This is a genomic window from Maricaulis sp. W15, assembly GCF_001924955.1.
In the GTDB taxonomy this organism is placed as follows: domain Bacteria; phylum Pseudomonadota; class Alphaproteobacteria; order Caulobacterales; family Maricaulaceae; genus Maricaulis; species Maricaulis maris.
Window position 1 is genome coordinate 365,579 of record NZ_LQXG01000012.1, and the last position, 18,537, is coordinate 384,115.

General features: G+C 62.2%; 19 protein-coding genes. 16 read left to right on the plus strand and 3 right to left on the minus strand.

The window, feature by feature from the left end; genetic code table 11:
- Positions 1-115: 115 nt before the first annotated feature.
- The 4 genes from tpiA (at position 116) to AWH62_RS07165 (ending at position 4,105) form a co-directional block, all read left to right on the plus strand.
- Positions 116-856, plus strand: a complete 741-nt coding sequence (gene tpiA / locus AWH62_RS07150) for a triose-phosphate isomerase (protein ID WP_075189789.1) — start codon at positions 116-118, stop codon at positions 854-856.
- Between the two features lie 81 nt (positions 857-937).
- Positions 938-1,984 (plus strand): hypothetical protein, encoded by a 1,047-nt coding sequence (locus tag AWH62_RS07155; protein WP_075189790.1) that lies wholly within the window; start codon positions 938-940, stop codon positions 1,982-1,984.
- An 89-nt stretch (positions 1,985-2,073) separates the two neighbouring features.
- Entirely contained in the window at positions 2,074-2,400 is a 327-nt protein-coding gene (gene secG, locus AWH62_RS07160) for a preprotein translocase subunit SecG (protein WP_075189932.1), read from the plus strand.
- A gap of 76 nt (positions 2,401-2,476) precedes the next feature.
- A complete protein-coding gene (locus tag AWH62_RS07165; protein WP_075189791.1) occupies positions 2,477-4,105 on the plus strand; it encodes a CTP synthase in 1,629 nt (542 codons plus the stop codon).
- 541 nt (positions 4,106-4,646) lie between these two features.
- Here the strand turns inward: AWH62_RS07165 and AWH62_RS07175 are convergent.
- Complete coding sequence (locus tag AWH62_RS07175) at positions 4,647-6,035, minus strand: pyridoxal-dependent decarboxylase (protein ID WP_075189793.1); 1,389 nt, start codon at positions 6,033-6,035, stop codon at positions 4,647-4,649.
- A gap of 137 nt (positions 6,036-6,172) precedes the next feature.
- On the opposite strand from AWH62_RS07175, the gene AWH62_RS07180 reads away from it, so the two are divergent.
- From AWH62_RS07180 to AWH62_RS07235, 12 genes are all read left to right on the plus strand, one after another.
- A complete protein-coding gene (locus AWH62_RS07180; RefSeq protein WP_075189794.1) occupies positions 6,173-6,826 on the plus strand; it encodes a head GIN domain-containing protein in 654 nt (217 codons plus the stop codon).
- A 133-nt stretch (positions 6,827-6,959) separates the two neighbouring features.
- Complete coding sequence (gene rpmF, locus AWH62_RS07185) at positions 6,960-7,142, plus strand: 50S ribosomal protein L32 (RefSeq protein ID WP_075189795.1); 183 nt, start codon at positions 6,960-6,962, stop codon at positions 7,140-7,142.
- 186 nt (positions 7,143-7,328) lie between these two features.
- Entirely contained in the window at positions 7,329-8,999 is a 1,671-nt protein-coding gene (locus AWH62_RS07190; RefSeq protein WP_075189796.1) for a formate--tetrahydrofolate ligase, read from the plus strand.
- Positions 9,000-9,135: 136 nt separating this feature from the next.
- A complete protein-coding gene (gene eno, locus AWH62_RS07195; protein WP_075189933.1) occupies positions 9,136-10,410 on the plus strand; it encodes a phosphopyruvate hydratase in 1,275 nt (424 codons plus the stop codon).
- Positions 10,411-10,570: 160 nt separating this feature from the next.
- Positions 10,571-10,909, plus strand: a complete 339-nt coding sequence (locus AWH62_RS07200; protein WP_075189797.1) for a septum formation initiator family protein — start codon at positions 10,571-10,573, stop codon at positions 10,907-10,909.
- A 137-nt stretch (positions 10,910-11,046) separates the two neighbouring features.
- Positions 11,047-12,090, plus strand: coding sequence for a pyruvate dehydrogenase (acetyl-transferring) E1 component subunit alpha (gene pdhA, locus AWH62_RS07205; protein WP_075189798.1), 1,044 nt, complete (start codon positions 11,047-11,049; stop codon positions 12,088-12,090).
- The gene (locus AWH62_RS07210; RefSeq protein ID WP_075189799.1) at positions 12,087-12,497 is read left to right on the plus strand and encodes a hypothetical protein; all 411 of its coding nucleotides are present in this window, start codon (positions 12,087-12,089) and stop codon (positions 12,495-12,497) included. The genes pdhA and AWH62_RS07210 overlap by 4 nt, the downstream gene beginning before the upstream one ends.
- Positions 12,498-12,550: 53 nt before the next feature.
- Positions 12,551-13,951 (plus strand): pyruvate dehydrogenase complex E1 component subunit beta, encoded by a 1,401-nt coding sequence (locus AWH62_RS07215; RefSeq protein ID WP_075189800.1) that lies wholly within the window; start codon positions 12,551-12,553, stop codon positions 13,949-13,951.
- A 5-nt stretch (positions 13,952-13,956) separates the two neighbouring features.
- Entirely contained in the window at positions 13,957-14,364 is a 408-nt protein-coding gene (locus tag AWH62_RS07220) for a hypothetical protein (RefSeq protein WP_143742971.1), read from the plus strand.
- Complete coding sequence (locus tag AWH62_RS07225) at positions 14,361-14,783, plus strand: GFA family protein (RefSeq protein ID WP_075189802.1); 423 nt, start codon at positions 14,361-14,363, stop codon at positions 14,781-14,783. Before AWH62_RS07220 ends, AWH62_RS07225 begins: the two co-directional genes overlap by 4 nt.
- A gap of 16 nt (positions 14,784-14,799) precedes the next feature.
- Positions 14,800-16,122 (plus strand): pyruvate dehydrogenase complex dihydrolipoamide acetyltransferase, encoded by a 1,323-nt coding sequence (locus AWH62_RS07230; RefSeq protein WP_075189803.1) that lies wholly within the window; start codon positions 14,800-14,802, stop codon positions 16,120-16,122.
- Positions 16,123-16,554: 432 nt separating this feature from the next.
- Positions 16,555-17,337: an acyl-CoA thioesterase gene (locus tag AWH62_RS07235; RefSeq protein WP_075189804.1), complete on the plus strand. Its 783-nt coding sequence runs from the start codon at positions 16,555-16,557 to the stop codon at positions 17,335-17,337.
- Here the strand turns inward: AWH62_RS07235 and AWH62_RS07240 are convergent.
- Complete coding sequence (locus tag AWH62_RS07240; protein WP_143742972.1) at positions 17,334-18,008, minus strand: 2OG-Fe(II) oxygenase; 675 nt, start codon at positions 18,006-18,008, stop codon at positions 17,334-17,336. The two genes, AWH62_RS07235 and AWH62_RS07240, sit on opposite strands and share 4 nt — an antisense overlap.
- Before the next feature lie 55 nt (positions 18,009-18,063).
- Positions 18,064-18,480 carry an ACT domain-containing protein gene (locus tag AWH62_RS07245; protein WP_075189805.1) on the minus strand — a complete coding sequence of 139 codons (417 nt, stop codon included), beginning with the start codon at positions 18,478-18,480 and terminating at the stop codon, positions 18,064-18,066.
- Positions 18,481-18,537: the final 57 nt, after the last annotated feature.

The window sequence follows — 18,537 nt, forward strand, 5'->3', positions numbered from 1 at the left end:
AAGCGCGAGGGGCGGTTGTCCTGCGATTGTCGGCTTGCACCGTTGCCGACGCCGGAATTGATGATTACTCCTGCCGCCGGATCAGGGGTATGGATCGGCCGGTCGGGGAGGCAAGATGACGCGTCAGACACTCATCGCGGGAAATTGGAAAATGCATGGGCTGACAGAAGCGCTCGGCTTCTTCGGCGCGATTGCACCCATCGCCGCCAAAAGTCCGGCGACGGTGCTGGTTTGTCCGCCCGCGACCTTGCTGCAACAGGCCGCCCGGGCTTGTGACGGTACGGTGGTCCGGGTTGGCGGCCAGGATTGTCATGCCGCACCGAGCGGCGCTCATACCGGGGATATCTCCGCAGCGATGCTGCGTGATGCCGGCGCCACACATGTCATTCTGGGCCATTCCGAGCGCCGCGCCGATCATGGCGAGCGCGATGCCGATATCCGCGCCAAGGTCGAGGCGGCCCTGGCTGCTGGCCTGGTCCCGGTGATCTGTGTCGGCGAGACACTGTCCGAGCGAGAAGCGGGCCGCGAAGTCGAGATTGTCGCGGGTCAGCTCGCCGGTTCGCTGCCTGAAAATGCCGCCAGCGTGGATTTGGTCATAGCATATGAGCCGGTCTGGGCGATCGGGACCGGGTTGACCGCGTCCGTCGCCGATGTCGCGAGCATGCATGCCGCCATTCGCGAGCGTCTGCCAAACCCCGCAACCTCTTGTATTCTCTATGGAGGTTCAGTGAAGCCTGACAATGCTGCCGAATTGTTGGGCCTGGCCGATGTCGACGGTGCGCTGGTCGGGGGCGCGAGCCTGAATGCGTCTGATTTTACGGCAATAATCGAAGCGGCAAGTCGCAAGCGCGAATAAGTACGGTAAGTGGATTGAAACTTATTTGCCGGACAGTCCAAGGCTGAGTTTTCATTCGCCGCCTTTGGAGCTGAGCCGAGTATGGCCGAAATCGACTACGCCCGGGCCTCCGTGCTGCTTTTCGATCCTGTGCACGTGAACCAGCGAACAACGCGTTATGCCTTGTTCGAAATCGGGTTCCGCCAGATCGAATGCGTCTCATCCTTGTCGGACTTCAAGTCGGCCATCGCCGACAGCGCACCGACGTTGATCGTTGCCGAGTCCAGCGCCACCGATGCCGACATCTTCAATCTCGTCCGTTCGGTGCGCCGCGGTGAATTGGGCGGCAACCCGTTTGTGGTCATGCTGCTGACGACCTGGAGCCGCGATACAGGCCATATCCGCAAGGCGATCGAATGCGGGGCCGATGATGTCATCGTTCGGCCCTTTTCGACCATGTTTGCCGAGGAGCGCGTCAAGACCCTGATCAAGGGGCGCAAGGATTTCATCGTCACCTCCGACTATATCGGTCCGGACCGCCGCAAAGATACGGAGCGCTCGACCGATGCGCCGCCGATTGCGGTCCCGAATTTTCTCAAGGCGACGGTCGAAAATGATGAGCAGGCGCTCAACAATGGCAAGCAATGGGTCAGAGAGGCGCGTGACGCCGTAACCAGCGAGCGGGTCCGCCGTGTCGCCATGCGGATTGTCATTTCCGTCGAGCTGGAGGCCTCCAAGACGGATGAGGGCAAGGTGCCGGTGGCGCTCGATGTCAACGACCTGCAACGCGGTGCCCGCGAGCTGCGGGCCCATGTGCTGCGGGCGGGCCGACGCGAGGCAGCCGAGGTTGCTGAAGCCCTGATTGAGCAGATTGGCGCGCTGGGCGATGGCCGCAACGCCCCTCCGGCAGGGCTGAAACTGGTCAAGGAATTGGCGATGGGCAGCTATGCCGCTTTCGCCAATGGTGACACGATCGAGCGTTCGAAGAATGAGATCGGACGCACCGTGTCCAATCTGCGCAAGCGTCTGCAGGCACGGGCTGAAGCCAATCAGCGCAAGGCAGAGCTCGCGGCCCAGGCGGCCGCAGCCCAAACCGCAGACGATGCTGGCCAAGACGGTTCGCCTGATATAAAACGCGCCGCCATGTGACCGGGCGGTGCTGGCATCGCACCGGGAACTCCTTATATCACTGGACGGGCTGCCAACTGGGCGGCGCGTTCTGGCTTATGGCGGTATTCATGACCACAGTCCTTTTGATCATCCAGCTCCTGGTCGCCCTTGGTCTCATTGGCGTCATCCTGCTGCAGCGATCGGAAGGTGGGGCACTGGGTATCGGTGGTGGCGGTGGCGGCGGCGGCATGATGTCGGGCCGCGGCGCAGCCAATATCCTGACGCGCACGACCATGATCCTCGGCGCCGTTTTCATCGGTAATTCGATCCTGCTCGCCATCGTGACCGGCGTCACGGCCGAGGGCACGAGCGTGTTTGATACCGAGATCGACAATCCGGCCACCGGCGTTGTCGAGCAAGAGGAAACGGGCGCTCCGGTGCCCACCGACGGCTAGTCGGTCCCGCTTTAATCATCACATATTTCAACTCGCGTCTTCCGACGCGTCCGAATCTGGGATAATCAGACGGCCCATGCCGCGATATATCTTTATTACGGGCGGCGTGGTCTCCTCTTTGGGAAAAGGCCTCGCTTCAGCCGCTATCGGAGCCCTGCTTCAAGCGCGTGGATATAAAGTCCGCCTGCGCAAGCTGGACCCCTATCTCAACGTTGATCCGGGCACGATGTCGCCCTATCAGCATGGCGAGTGCTATGTGACCGATGACGGCGCCGAAGCCGATCTCGATCTGGGTCATTACGAGCGCTTCACGGGTGTTGCTGCCAGCCAGGCCGACAATATCACCACGGGACGCATTTATTCGCGCATCATCGAGCGCGAGCGCCGCGGCGATTATCTCGGCGCGACGGTGCAGGTGATTCCCCACGTCACCGACCAGATCAAGCAATTCGTTCTCTCCGATGCCGGCGATGTCGATTTTGTGCTGTGCGAGATTGGCGGCACGGTCGGTGATATCGAAGGCCTGCCCTTCTTCGAGGCGATCCGCCAGCTTGGCCAGGAGCTGGGCGATGGCAATGCCGTCTTCCTGCACGTCACACTGCTGCCCTTCATCAAGGTCGCTGGCGAGATGAAGACCAAGCCGACCCAGCACTCGGTCAAGGAGCTGCGCTCGATCGGTATCCAGCCGGATATACTTCTGTGCCGCTGCGAGATCCCGATCCCGCCCGGCGACAAGCGCAAGATCGGCCTGTTCTGCAACGTCAAGGAAAGCGCCGTCATCGAGGGCCGCGACGCCGCCTCGCTGTATGACGTGCCGCTGGAATATCACCGCCAGGGCCTCGACACGGAAATCCTGCGCTGTTTCGGCATTGCCGACGCGCCGGACCCTGACCTGTCGCGCTGGGAAGGCATTTCCGAGACCATCGCCAATCCGGATGGTGAAGTGACGATCGGCGTGGTCGGCAAATATGTCGGCCTGCTCGACGCCTATAAATCCCTCATCGAAGCGCTCGCCCATGGCGGTATCGCCAACGGGGTGAAGGTCAAGCTGAAATGGCTCGACAGCGAGCAGTTCGAGAAGGATGACGCCTTCGAGCCGCTGGAGGACGTGCACGGCGTGCTCGTGCCGGGAGGCTTCGGCGAGCGCGGTGTTGAAGGCAAGATCGCGGCAGCGCGCTTTGCCCGCGAGCGCAAGGTGCCTTTCTTCGGGATCTGCTACGGCATGCAAATGGCGGTGCTGGAAGCGGCCCGCAATCTGGCCGGCGTGCCGACCGCCGTCTCCTCGGAATTTTCCGAGCGCGGTGAGCCGGTGATCGGTCTTCTGACCGAGTGGACCCGCGGCAATGAAGTCGAGACCCGCAAGGTCGGCGACGATATGGGCGGCACGATGCGCCTGGGCGCCTATCCGGCCGTGCTCAAGGACGGCTCCAAGGTCCGCGAGATCTACGGCCAGGCCCATATCGAAGAGCGTCACCGCCACCGTTATGAGGTCAATGTCGGCTACAAGGACCAGCTGGAAGCGAGCGGCCTGACCTTCTCTGGCCTGTCACCGGATGGCGTGCTGCCGGAAATCGTCGAGATCGAGGACCATCCCTGGTTCATCGGCGTGCAATTCCACCCGGAACTCAAATCAAGGCCGTTCGAGCCGCACCCGCTGTTTGCGAGCTTTATCGCGGCGGCGCTGGAACAGAGCCGGATGGTTTAGGGGAGTGTCGGGCTTAGGTCCGTGTTTTTAACCATTTAGAACACCCGAAACCACCGTCATCCCCCGGCTTGTCCGGGGGACCTCGACTCACGCGTGTGGAAGATGGCTGAGGTCCCCCGGATCGTCGCTTCGCGTCGACCGGGGGATGACGACCAGAATTGGAGTCTCACTTTTGCTCCAAGGCAATGGTGAGCGGAACGCTTGCGGGATCTCCAATATTTCCCGAGTCCACGTGAGCATGTACCCAATCGTTTTTGGATTCGGCTACCCGAAGGCACTCTTTAGCCAAGTACAGCAAACCGTCTCTTGAACCGGTCAATCTTACTTCTAACGGGCCGTCATTTCTGGCGCATTCAACCTTGATAAACGGATCGTAGGCCGTCCCGGCCATTCTCGATTCAAGCGCCTTTCTCGCAAGGTCCGCCAATGTGTCCGCCATAATCGGTCTGTTCCTTTTTTAAATCAGCGACAACTTCTTCATTTCGCCGAAGCAAGTTTCGCGCGCTATGCGCTCCTCGAGCGCAACGGTATTGCTGCCGCTTCAAACACCCCCCAGCTCGCCGATCACACGCACAGCCTCCATCACATCCTCCCGCGTGCAATCAAATTGCCCGACCTGGAAGCGGATTACATAGCGGCCCTCATGGCGGGTCTGGGTGAGATAGGTGCGGCCATCGGTGTTGATGCGTTCCAGCAGGTCCGCGGTGGCCTCATCGCCGGCCTTGCAGGCGAAGCTGAACAGGCTGAAGCGCGGCTCTGTCACGATTTCGAGGCTGGGCAGGGCGCGGATCGCCTCGCATGCTTCGTTTGACCAGGCGATATGGTTGCGGATGCGGGTGCGCAGGCCGTCCAGCCCGTCGGCGCGGATCAGGAACCAGAGTTTGAGCGCCCGGAAGCGGCGGCCGAGCGGGATGGTCCATTCGGAGTAATTGGTGGCGTCGTCCATGCCCGGTGTTTCGAGGTAATCCGGCCGCAGGGTCAGGGATTTGAGCTGGTCGGTCGGGTCCTTCAGGAACTGCACCGAGCAATCGAACTGGGCACCAAGCCATTTATGCGGGTTGAAGACGATACTGTCGGCGCCCTCGACGCCGTTCCAATTCGTGCGCAGCTCGGGGCAGATCATCGCCGAGCCGGCCCAGGCGGCATCGACATGGGTGTAGAGATTTTCTTCGCGGGCGACCTCAATGATCTTCGCGACCGGATCGATGGCGCCGATACCGGTACCGCCGACGCAGATCACAATGCCGGCCGGCAAATGACCGGCGGCGCGGTCAGCGGTGATCGCAGCGCGCAGGGCGTCCGGATCCATGCCGTAATCGTCGGTGGTGGCGATCTTGACCAGATTGTCCTGACCGATCCCCGCCACCCAGCACGCCTTGTCGACGGAAGAATGGGTCTGGGCTGACGCGTAGACGCGCGGCGCCGCTTCACCGCTGAGTCCGGAGCGGATGCCGCGCCAGTCGAGTGCTCGTTCACGCATGGTCATGACAGCGGAGAGGGTGGCCGAGGAGGCGCTGTCCTGGATCACGCCGCGCCAGCCTGTCGGCAGGCCGAGCGCCTGACGCAGCCAGTCGACCATGCGGGTTTCCATTTCAGTGGCGGCTGGCGAGGTCTGCCACAGCATGCATTGCGCTGACATCGTGTTGACGAGCTGTTCGGCGAGCATGGAGGCGGGCGCCGCGTTGGCCGGGAAATAGGCGAAAAAGCGCGGATGCTGCCAATGGGTCATGGCGTCGGGGACGAGGCGTTCGAAATCGGCGAAAATCTCGTCCATGCCGGTCGCGCCGTCGGGCGGCGAAACGGGCAGGGCGTTGAGGACATTCCCGGGCCGCGTCGCCGGACGGACCGGGCGGTCGCGCAGGGTTTCCAGATAGGTTTTCGACCAGTCGGCAATGCGCCGCGACCAGGTGCCAAATTCCTCGAGCTTCATCCTCATCCCCTCTACCGGTCGCCCACGAGCGACCGGCGGCTGAATTTTTTTTCAGGTCTTGCGCATCTAAACCCATTGTCGCGGGCATCCAACGGGCAAAGCCGTTATTATGCGGCCACGGGATCAAGGAGACTGCCATGCATCATTATCGTTTCACCGCCCTCGCTGGCGCCGCTCTGGCGGCTGCTGCACTCACCGCGCCGGGCTTCGCCCAGGACAGCGAGCGCCGCGATCTCACCGGGTTCGATTCCATCGATGCCAATGGCGGGTTCGAGCTGGTTGTCGTGCAGGGCGAGGGGTTTTCGGTTGAGCTGATTGGCGATGCCGATGATTTCGACCGGATCGACACCGAGGTCGATGGCCACCGTCTTGAGATCGATCAGCACAGCGGCTTGTTCTCGCGGCGCCACAGCCTCGATGTGGTGGTACAGGTCACCCTGCCTGCGATCAGCGAACTGGCCTTCGGCCGCGGCATCAGTGCCGAGGTGACCGGGATCGACAGTGCGGACCTTGAAGTCGATGTCGCCACCGGCTCGTCCGTCCGCCTGTCAGGTAGGTGCGGATCGCTCGAGATCGATGCCTCGACCGGCACCTCCCTGCGCGCCAGCGATCTGGTTTGCGCCCGGGTGGAGGTTGATGCCTCGACAGGAGCCTCGGTCTCTGCGCATGCCACCGAGGCCGCTGACGCCTCGGCCAGCATGGGCGCTTCGGTGCGTATTCACGGCAATCCGCCGGCGCGTCATTCCAGGAGCACGATGGGCGGATCGGTCAGCCTGTCCAGTGGCGGTTAGGCAAAGCAGCAGCGCGGCCTGCAACAGGCCGCGCGCCATGCTTGCACCGGGTCGATTAAGCCTGTATACGGCGCGGCTCGAACGGATGGTGAAAGCTGTCCCGACCACTGATTCATAGCGCTGGAGAGGCTCAATGGCCGTCCCTAAAAGAAAAACGACGCCGAGCAAACGCGGCATGCGCCGGGCCCACGACAAGCTGGCTGCCCCGGTCTACATCGAAGACAAGGACAGCGGCGAGCTGCGCCGTCCGCACCATGTCGACCTGAAGTCGGGCATGTATCGCGGTCGCCAGATCCTCGAGCCGAAGGACGACTGAGTCGTTTCCGGCTGACCGGCAGCGCTGGTCGATCACGCTGACAAGAAAGCGCGCCAGGTCATCACCTGGCGCGCTTTTCTTTGTCTTGGTGGACGTTTCGGCGCCTGGATGAGGCGAAATCTTCGACAGCTTGCAAGCTTCTGCAACTTGCCCACACTGGCGCAAAACCACACCACAGGGAATGACATGACCAGTGACATCGAAATCGCCCGTGCGGCGACGCTCAAGCCCATGGTCGAAATCGCAGCTGGTCTCGACGTCCCGGCAGACGCGATCATTCCCTTTGGCCGCTCCAAGGCCAAGCTTTCCGGCGAATATATTGCGACCCTGAAGGACCGCCCGCGCGGCAAGCTGATCCTGGTGACGGCGATTTCCCCGACGCCGGCGGGTGAGGGCAAGACCACGACCACGGTCGGGTTGGGCGATGGTCTCGCCCGGATCGGCAAGAAGGTCGCCATCTGCCTGCGCGAGCCCTCCCTGGGTCCGTGTTTTGGCATGAAGGGCGGGGCGGCCGGTGGTGGCATGGCACAGGTGGTGCCGATGGAGGATATCAATCTCCATTTCACCGGCGATTTCCACGCCATCACCTCGGCCCATAACCTGCTCGCCGCGCTGGTCGACAATCATGTCCATTGGGGCAATGAGCAACAGCTCGACACCCGCCGCATCGCCTTTCGCCGGGTGATGGACATGAATGACCGCTCCCTGCGCAATCTGGTCACCGGGCTGGGCGGCGCGGCCCATGGCACGCCGCGCGAGGCCGGGTTCGACATCACGGTGGCCTCTGAAGTCATGGCAATCCTGTGCCTGGCCCGCGATCTGGCGGATCTTGAGGACCGGCTCGGCAAGATCGTGGTCGGTGAGCGGGCTGACCGCTCGCGCGTCACGGCCGCTGATATCGGGGCGGCCGGCGCGATGACGGTGCTCTTGAAGGACGCTTTCCAACCCAATCTCGTGCAGACGCTGGAACACACGCCGACCTTCATCCATGGCGGCCCCTTCGCCAATATCGCCCATGGCTGCAATACGCTGGTCGCCACTGACACGGCGCTCCGCCTGGCCGATTATGTCGTCACCGAGGCCGGCTTCGGGGCCGATCTGGGGGCCGAGAAATTCTTCGACATCAAATGCCGCAAGGGTGGCCTCGAGCCGTCTGCCGCCGTCCTGGTCGCCACGATCCGGGCGCTGAAGATGAATGGCGGGACTCCGAAGGATCAACTGGGCGGAGAGAATGTCGCCGCCGTCGAGGCCGGCTGCGCCAATCTCGGCCGTCATATCGAAAACATGGCCAAGTTCGGCGTACCGGTCGTCGTCGCCATCAATCATTTCATCGCCGACAGCGAAGCCGAAATCGCCGCGGTCCAGTCCTATTGCGAAGCGCGGGGCGTCAAGGCCGTACTGGCGACTCACTGGGCCGAGGGCGGGCAGGGCGCGGAAAAACTGGCCGAGGCCGTCAGCGCCCTTGTGGAGGGCGGCACGAGCCGTTTTGCGCCACTTTATGGTGATGACCTCAGCCTGGCCGACAAGATCGAGATAATCGCCACCTCGATCTACTGCGCCGGCTCGGTGGTCTATGAACGCTCGGCACGCCAGCAATTGCAGCGCTGGCAGGAGGCGGGCTACGGGCGATTGCCGGTCTGCATGGCCAAGACGCAATACTCGTTTTCCGCTGATCCGAGCCTGATCGGCGCGCCGGAGGGCCATGAACTCCATGTCCGCGAAGTCCGCCTGTCGGCCGGGGCCGGTTTCGTGGTCGCTGTCTGCGGCGCGATCATGACCATGCCCGGCCTGCCGCGGAAACCGGCGGCGCTGGATATCCATCTCAATGGGGCAGGTGAGGTGGAGGGGCTGTTCTAGCCAACAAACCCGCCATTCACCGCACTTATTTCATCTGTTCGCGGTAACACGGCGCATTGCCGGCATGCTCGGGCTTGCGTCCCGGCCAGCCTTGGTTATGAAGCGCCCAACGCGCCTTTATCCCGAAGAGAGTCTCATGACCGCCATCACCGACATTATTGCCCGCGAAATCCTCGACAGCCGGGGCAATCCGACCGTGGAGGTCGACGTGCTGTTGGAAGACGGCTCCTTCGGCCGCGCCGCGGTGCCGTCGGGGGCCTCGACCGGCGCCCACGAAGCGGTCGAGATGCGTGATGGCGGTGAACGCTATGGCGGCAAGGGTGTCCTGAAAGCCTGCGACCTGGTCGAGGGCGAGATTTTCGAGGCCATTGCCGGCATGGATGCCGAAGACCAGCGCCGTATCGATGAGGCGATGATCGAACTTGATGGCACCGCCAACAAGGCCCGTCTCGGCGCCAATGCGATGCTGGGCGTGTCGCTGGCGACCGCGCACGCCGCTGCCGACGTCCAAGGCTTGCCGCTATACCGCTATATCGGCGGCATGAATGCCCGGGTCCTGCCGACCCCGATGATGAATATCATCAATGGTGGCGCCCATGCCGACAATCCGATCGACTTCCAGGAATTCATGATCATGCCGGTCGGCCTGCCCAGCTTCTCCGAAGCCTTGCGTTGCGGTGCTGAAGTCTTCCATGCCCTCAAATCACGCCTGAAGGCCGATGGTCTCAACACCAATGTCGGCGATGAGGGCGGTTTCGCGCCGCACCTGACCTCCGCCGAACAGGCGCTCGACGTGATCATGGATGCCATCGAGGCGGCCGGCTACAAGCCGGGCGAGGATGTCGCCCTGGCCCTCGATGTCGCCTCAACTGAATTCTACAAGAATGGCCAATACGTGCTGGAAGGCGCCGACGAGAGCCATGACGCCGCCGGCTTTGCGAAATATCTGGAGAAACTGGTCAATAAATACCCGATCGTCTCGATCGAGGATGGCATGGCCGAGGATGACTGGGACGGCTGGCGTGCTCTGACCGAGCGTCTCGATGGCAAGTGCCAGCTGGTCGGCGATGATCTCTTCGTCACCAATCCGGAACGCCTGGCCCAGGGCATCGAGACCGGGGCCGCCAACGCGATCCTCGTCAAGGTCAACCAGATCGGCACGCTGTCGGAAACCCTCGACGCCGTCGACATGGCGCTGCGCTCGGGCTATGGCGCGGTGATGAGCCACCGCTCCGGCGAAACCGAGGACGCGACGATTGCCGATCTTGCTGTCGCCACCAATTGCGGACAGATCAAGACCGGCTCGCTGGCCCGCTCTGACCGCACCGCCAAGTACAACCAGCTTCTGCGGATTGAAAGCATGCTGGGCGAGACCGGGATGTATGCCGGCGCGTCGGGCCTGGCGAGCTAGTCACCCACATTTTGTCATCCCCGCCGGACATCCTGCGGGGATGACAAAACGGGGTCATCCAGCCCCATTCCAGCCCAATCCCTTACCCAGTCCTGAATCCGTGATTCACGACTCCTAAAGTGTGATCGTGTTGAATCACTCTTGCAGAAGAACACGGTGTATGAGCGCCGGTCTCAACAAGGGTGTACGGGTTTTGGACGCGATCAAGCGCTTTTCCACGACAGCATTGCTCACCGTCGCGATTGCCTATTTCGGCTATCACGCGCTGACGGGCGAGCAGGGCGTGCTGAACTGGATTGTCGTGAAAAGCGAGATCAGCGAAGCCGAAACCGAGCTTGCCCTGGCCCAGGCCGAACGCCAGGCGCTGGAAGTCACAGCGGCGCGTCTGCGCTCTGACAGCCTTGATCTCGACTATGTCGAAGAGCGGGCCCGCGACATTCTCAATGTCGCCCATCCGCGTGAATTCATCGTGGAAATTGAGACGGAAGACCGCCGCTAGTCTGCGATCCGGGACGCTTTTGAAAAACACCATCTGATTGAATTTGCGCTTCACCGCTTGCGGGTGCGGTGCGGCATCTGCTATGCGGCGATAGACGTCAGATGGGAGCGCGAACAACATACTTCGCGTGCGAATTAATGACCAGCAAGCGTACCAGCAAGACCGCCGCATCCAAGCCGGCCGCCAAAACGACCAAGACAGTCGCGCCGGGAAAGGCCGGAAAAGACGAGCTGCTTCAGTATTATCGCGAGATGCTGATGATGCGCCGTTTCGAGGAAAAGGCCGGCCAGCTTTACGGCATGGGCCTGATCGCCGGATTCTGTCACCTCTATATCGGCCAGGAAGCGGTCGTTACCGGCATCCAGGCGGCGCTCGAAGAGGGCGACCAGGTGATTACCGGCTATCGTGACCACGCCCACATGCTGGCCTGTGGCATGGACCCCAAGGGTGTCATGGCCGAGCTGACCGGCCGCGAGGGCGGCTATTCGCGCGGCAAGGGCGGCTCGATGCACATGTTCTCGCGCGAGAAGCAATTCTATGGCGGGCACGGCATTGTCGGCGCCCAGGTGGCACTCGGCACCGGTCTGGGCTTTGCTGACTGGTACAAGGGCAATGGCAAGCTCTCGGTCGCCTATTTCGGCGATGGCGCGGCCAATCAGGGCCAGGTCTATGAGAGCTTCAACATGGCCAAGCTGTGGAATTTACCGGTCATCTATGTGATCGAGAACAACCAGTATGCCATGGGTACCTCGGTCAAGCGCGCCTCCTCGGAAACGGCGCTGCACAAGCGTGGGATCTCCTTCGGCATACCCGGTGAGGAAGTCGACGGCATGGATGTCGAAGCGGTCAAACGCGCTGCTGAGAAAGCCGTCAAGCACGCTCGCGACGGCAATGGCCCCTACATTCTCGAGATGAAGACCTATCGCTATCGCGGCCACTCCATGTCCGATCCGGCCAAATACCGTACCCGCGAGGAAGTCGACGATATCCGCTCGCATCACGACCCGATCGATCTGATCAAGAAACGCCTGATCGAAGGCAAACACGCGACCGAAGACGAGCTCAAGGCGCTCGACAAGGACGTGAAAGCCATCGTCAACGAGGCCGCCCAATTCGCCAAGGACAGCCCGGAGCCGGATCCGTCGGAGCTCTATACCGACGTGTTGGTGGAGGTTTCATGACACCGCAAGTGAAACACTTCCTCGATAATTGGCACCAGGCCGTGCGCGAGCGCGATGCCAATCGCCTGTCCTCGATCATCGCGGAAGGCTGCGAGCTGCATTCGCCGGTCGTGTGGAAACCCTCGGCTGACAAGCATTACCTGCTGCACATACTGATGGGTGTGATCACGGTGGTTGAAGGCTTCGACTATCGCCAGGAATGGGTGAACGGCAATGAGCTCCTGCTCGAATTCACCGGCACGGTGGAGGGCAAGGGTCTGGTCGGGATCGACAAGATTACCCTCAATGATGAAGGCCGGATGGTCCTCATCGAAGTGCTGATCCGCCCGATGAACACGCTGATGGAGTTCGCTGGCAAGATGCGGGAGCACGCCCTGCGTTACAAACCCGAAGCCGCCAACGGTTGATGCCGTGCCGGTCTCCGGCGCACGACAAGATTTGACACAGGACAGGTAGAGCCATGTCGATTGAAATCCTTATGCCGGCCCTTTCCCCGACGATGGAAGAGGGCACGCTCGCCAAGTGGAACATCAAGGAAGGCGACACCGTCGAGAGCGGTGACGTGATTGCCGAGATCGAGACCGACAAGGCGACGATGGAAGTCGAGGCGGTCGAGGAGGGTGTTGTCGCCAAGCTCCTGGTCGCCGCAGGCACCGAGAATGTGAAGGTCAATGCGCCGATTGCGATCCTGGCTGAGGATGGTGAGGATGCGAGCGCGGTTGAGACGCCTAAGGCGAAGTCCGAAGCCAAGGATGAGGCGCCGGCCGATAATGGCTCCAATGACGCCGAAAACGACGACGAGGCCGACGCCAAGCCGGAGGTCATTGACTATAGCCGCCCGGAGGCCTCTGATCCTGAAGTGCCAGAAGGCACGAAAATGATCTCCACCACGGTCCGCGACGCGCTGCGTGATGCGATGGCCGAGGAGATGCGCCGCGACGACACCGTCTTCGTGATGGGTGAGGAAGTCGCCGAATACCAAGGTGCTTACAAGGTCACGCGCGGCCTGCTGGACGAGTTCGGTCCCAAGCGCGTCGTTGATACGCCGATCACCGAGCACGGCTTTGCCGGCCTGGGTGTCGGCGCGGCCTTCAACGGGCTCAAGCCGGTCGTCGAGTTCATGACCTTCAACTTCGCCATGCAGGCCATCGACCACATCATCAATTCGGCCGCCAAGACGCTCTACATGTCCGGCGGCCAGATGGGTTGTCCGATCGTCTTCCGCGGCCCCAATGGCGCCGCCAGCCGCGTCGGCGCCCAGCACTCACACGACTATTCCTCCTGGTACGCCAATGTGCCCGGCCTGAAAGTCGTCGCGCCCTATGACGCCGCCGATGCCAAGGGCCTGATGAAGGCCGCCATCCGCGACCCGAACCCGGTCGTCTTCCTCGAGCACGAGCTGATCTATGGCGAGAGCTTTGACGTGCCGGACGTGGAAGACTGGGTCCTGCCGATCGGCAAGGCCAAAATCCGCCGCACGGGTTCTGACGTCACGATTACCGCGCATTCCCGCATGGTCGGCTACGCGCTTGAGGCTGCCGAGATCCTGGCCGGCGAGGGCATCGACGCCGAGGTGATCGATCTGCGCACCTTGCGTCCGCTGGACACGGATACCGTGGTGGAATCGGTCAAGAAAACCAATCGCATCGTCTGTGCCGAAGAGGGCTGGGGCCGCATGGGTGTCGGTGCCGAGATCGCTGCCGTCGTCACTGCCGAGGCCTTCGACTATCTCGACGCCCCGCCCGCCCGCGTCCACCAGGAAGACGTCCCGCTGCCCTATGCCGGCAATCTGGAAAAGCTGTCTCTGCCGGGCGTGGACGATATTGTGAAGGCGGCGAAGGCTGTCTGCTACGCGGAGTAGGAGTTGTGTTCGATTTTTCGAAATCAGAATTCAGGGAGTGGAAGCCAGCCATTCCGCCCGGGACGTACGACTTCATCTCCTGTCACGCGGAACTCGGGGAGCTTTCGCTGAAACTGATGTCGCGCGAAAATGATCGCCAAGACTCTTTTGCCTGTGAGTTCGTCTCCACGCCGCTCTGGCACTGCATAGTTGAGGATGAGAGGCACCAAGACCAGCTCTTGCGTCTGACGTCGGTCAACATGTTTGAAGTGCTCAATTCCCCTGTCATCTCCGGTTTTGTCGAGAATGAGATTGTTTTTGACAAGCCTGACGCGAAGGCTCGGCATTGGGTTATTCTGACCATACAGGAATGCATTCACATTCTCGCGCTGGATGAACCAAAGGTGCGAACGATTTTCGGCGAGGATACATGACCAACTCCCCCACCAAATCCTGGCGCCATGGTGAGTGTCATTGCGGTGAGGTCGGCTTTGCCGTGAACCTGCCGGACAGTGTTGTCGCCCTGTCGTGCAATTGCTCGATCTGCGCCAAGACCGGCTTTATTCATCTCATTGTCGAAAAAGACGATTTCAAGATCGAACGCGGCGCGGAGAGCCTGACGACCTATACGTTCGGCACGCATCAGGCCAAGCACATGTTCTGTGCCAAGTGCGGTGTGAAGAGCTTCTATGTGCCGCGCTCGCATCCCGATGGCTGGAGCGTCAATCTGCGCGCGCTCGACGCCGATGCCGACCTCCAGCTGCGCTTCGAGGAATTTGACGGCGCGAACTGGGAAAAGAACGCTTCCAAGATCAACCCCGAACTGGCCCAACCGGGCGCCAATGACGCCTGAGGCGAGGACTGAAACCATGTCGATTGAAATCCTGATGCCCGCCCTGTCACCCACCATGGAAGAGGGCACGCTCGCCAAATGGCACGTCAAGGAAGGCGATGTCGTGGAAAGCGGCATGGTCCTGGCCGAGATCGAGACCGACAAGGCGACGATGGAAGTCGAGGCCGTCGATGAAGGCACGGTCGGCAAGATCCTGGTTGAGGACGGCACTGAGGGCGTCAAGGTCAATGCCGTGATCGCCATCCTTCTCGAAGAGGGTGAAACCGAGGTTTCTGCCCCGGCGCCTGCGGCGCCGGCCCCCTCCGTCAGCTCCGCTGACACCTCCCCCGCAAGCGGTGGAGGAAAATCCGAGTCTGTTTCTGCCCCCGCGAGCGGGGGAAGTGGCTCCGCCAAAGGCGGAGACGAAGGGGGCGCCGCCGAGGGCGGCGAGAACCGCATCAAGGCCAGCCCGCTCGCCAAACGGATCGCCGCCGACAAGGGTCTGGACCTCACAACCATTGACGGATCAGGCCCTTATGGCCGGATCGTCAAGCGCGATGTCGAGAATGCCCAACCGTCCAAGGCTGGCGCGTCCAATGTGGCGGACGCCCCCGCTGCCACGCCCGTCGATATGGACGACCCGCTCAAGGCCTATGGCATCGCCCGCGACCGCTATGACGTCGAGAAAGCCGACGGGATCACCAAAATCTCCGCCAAGCGCCTGTCTGAGAGCTTCCGCGACATCCCGCATTTCCCGCTCACCGTGGATTGCCGCATCGATGCGCTGATGGATTTCCGCAAACGCATCAATGCCGCCGCCGAGAAGGATGGCGACAAGGTCTCGGTCAATGACATCCTGATCAAGGCCGCCGGCCTGGCGCTGAAGAAGGTCCCGGCCGCCAACTCGTCCTGGATCGAGGGCGGGATGATTGCCCGCCACAAGCATGCCGACGTCTCCATGGCTGTGGCCATTGAGGGCGGTCTGATCACGCCGATCATCGCCGATGCCGATCAAAAGGGCCTGGTGCAAATCTCGCGCGAGTCCAAAGACCTCGCCACACGCGCCCGCGACCGCAAGCTGAAGCCGGAAGAATTCCAGGGCGGCACTTTCTCCCTGTCCAATCTGGGCATGTTCGGCATCGACAGCTTCGCCTCGATCATCAATCCGCCCCAGGGCATGATCCTGTCGGTCGGGGCGGGCGAGCAACGCCCGGTCGTCAAGGACGGCGCGTTGGCGATTGCCATGGTAATGACGGTCACGCTGACTTGCGACCACCGCGTCGTCGACGGCGCCACCGGCGCGAAATGGCTGCAGGCCTTCAAGACCTATGTCGAAGACCCGATGACGATGCTGATGTAGGTAGGGGAGGTCGAACTTCGTGACCGCCCCGCGCCTCGCGCGGATTGAGCCATAATTCTCTTGGCAGCCAGCTGGCCTCAGAGGTCTTGACCCGTCAAGGGCGCCGAAGGCGCCGCGCTGCGGGCATGCCCCTTGACGGGTCAAGACCTCTGAGGCGTCATCCCGGCAAGAGAAGAATGGGTTCAGCTGGCGCGGTGGCGCCGCTTCGAAAGGGAAGCTGTCATGAAGGTCGGGCCGGGCGATACAAATCAAAACAATCAGTTGGTGATTAGAGCGACCGGATTGGCGAGCACGTCACATCCCAACCAAACAGTCTATGAAGTTGCCTGCGACGAGTGCGGTCACCGATATGGCGCCAACGGCTGCGATCTTTGGCTGCGACGCTGCCCTGCGTGCGGTGGGGGCGAAGCCGGTGAGCCGCTCGAATCCTCCATGGCCCAGCCCCGCCATCTCGCCGAAATCCGCCACACCGATCTCGTCTTCCCGCACCAGACCAATCACCAGGGTACGTATTTCGGCGGTGCGGCGATGGCGGAGATGGACAAGCTCGCCTTCCTGGTCGCGGCGCGTCATGCCCGTCGCCCCTTCGTGACGGCCTCCTGTGACAAGCTGGATTTCGTGGCGCCGGCGCTGCTGGGTGATCTGATCGAGCTGACCGGACAGGTCCGCATGGTCGGGCGCACGTCATTGATCGTCGATGTCGAGCTGGCGGCGGAAAACCTGATCACCGGTGCCCGTCATGTCTGCACACGCGGGGCCTTCACCATGGTCGCTGCCGACCGCAAGACCAATCCGGACCGACTGCCGCCATCGCCCGACGCCAAGCCGGAATTCGCGCCCAGCCCGCCGGGCTATGCCCGCACGCTGCAACTGGTTTTCCCCGGTGACACCAATCACTTGGGCCAATTATTTGGCGGCAATGCCATGTCGCTGATGGGCAAGGCGGCCTATATCGCCGCTTCGCGGCACACCCGCAGCGATGTCGGCATGGCGGCGTCGGACAAGATCGATTTCATTGCGCCGACGCGTGAAGGCGAATTGCTCGACGTGATCGCCACCATCGCCTCGGTCGGACGGACTTCGATAACGGTCGCGGTGCTGGCCGAAGCCGAGGATTTGATGACCGGTGACCGCCGCAAGGTCGGCGAAGCGGACTATGTCATGGTCGCGCTGGATGCCAACGGCAAGCCAACGCCGGCCAAGCCGCTCAGCTAGGGCGCGATCGGCAGGGCTTTCACCTGCAGTGCTGGCGCCAGCCCACGATCATTGCAGCGATGCCAGCCGGCAATCGAAAAGCGCTCGCGGTGCGAGACCGTCACTTCGTGGGGAATTTCCTCGGACAGGAAGACTGCCAGCGTGCCGAATTCCGGGCGCAGCTCGGTCAGCACCTGATCATCCTCGCCATATATGCGCAAATGCCCGCCATCGCCCTCGCGCCAGTCCGGATTGAGATAGAGCACGGTCGAGAGGACGCGGTTGCGGGCGCCGCGGAAACTGTCGACATGGCGTTTGTAGAAGGCACCGGCCTCGTAAACGGCGAAATGTGCCTCGAAGGCAAACAGGCCGAGCATGAGCCGGGCATTGACCTCGCGGCGAAGCGCTTCGGCGAACGCCAGATAGGCGATCTGTCCGGGCGTCGACCCGTCGAGCCATTTCGTCTTGTCGCGGCGGATGCCGGCGATCAGCTCATGATCCTCGGCGCGGCCGATGCCGGCCGGAGTGAGCGCGTCTTCCTGCCACAGGGCTTCGGCCTCCTGGCGCAGCGCCGACAGCATTGCTGTGTCGGTCAGGCGGACAGCCGCAAAGCCGGGTCCGGCGAGGGCGTCGCACAGCATGTCGATGTCGAAGGCAGGCAGGCCGGTCAGACCGGCAGGCAGCAGGCTCAAATCCGCGCATCCATCCACAAGAGGAGGGCGCTCTTAGGCTTGGCCTGTCAAGGCGTCAATCAAATTCGCGACCATTGGCCCGCGCCAACGCCTTGAGGGCGGCCAACGCATCGCCGAGGCGGTCCTCGGGCACAAAGACATGGTCGTGGAAATAGCCGGCAACCGGATTGCAGCCGATGCTTTCGGCGGCGAGGGCGGCGGCGACATGGGCCATGAAGCCGACCGCCTCGAGCGAGGAGTGGATGGCCAGGGTGATGCGGCGGCAGGGGAAGACAGGGTCGAGGTCCGCCGCCACGGCCTCTTGCCAGGGCAGGATCAGCGTCGTGCCTTCGCGCTCGTGGAATATCATCAGGGCCGTGTCGGCATACGGCGCAAGTAGCGCTCGTTCAGCGGTGACGAAGCCATAGCGGGTTGGATCAGGTTCCGGACGCAGACCGGCCAACAGGGTTCCCAGATCGCTGATACCGGTCATTTGGCTTGTTCCTCCCAACGGGTAATGTCGTTGCACAGCGACAGTGATACGTGAGTC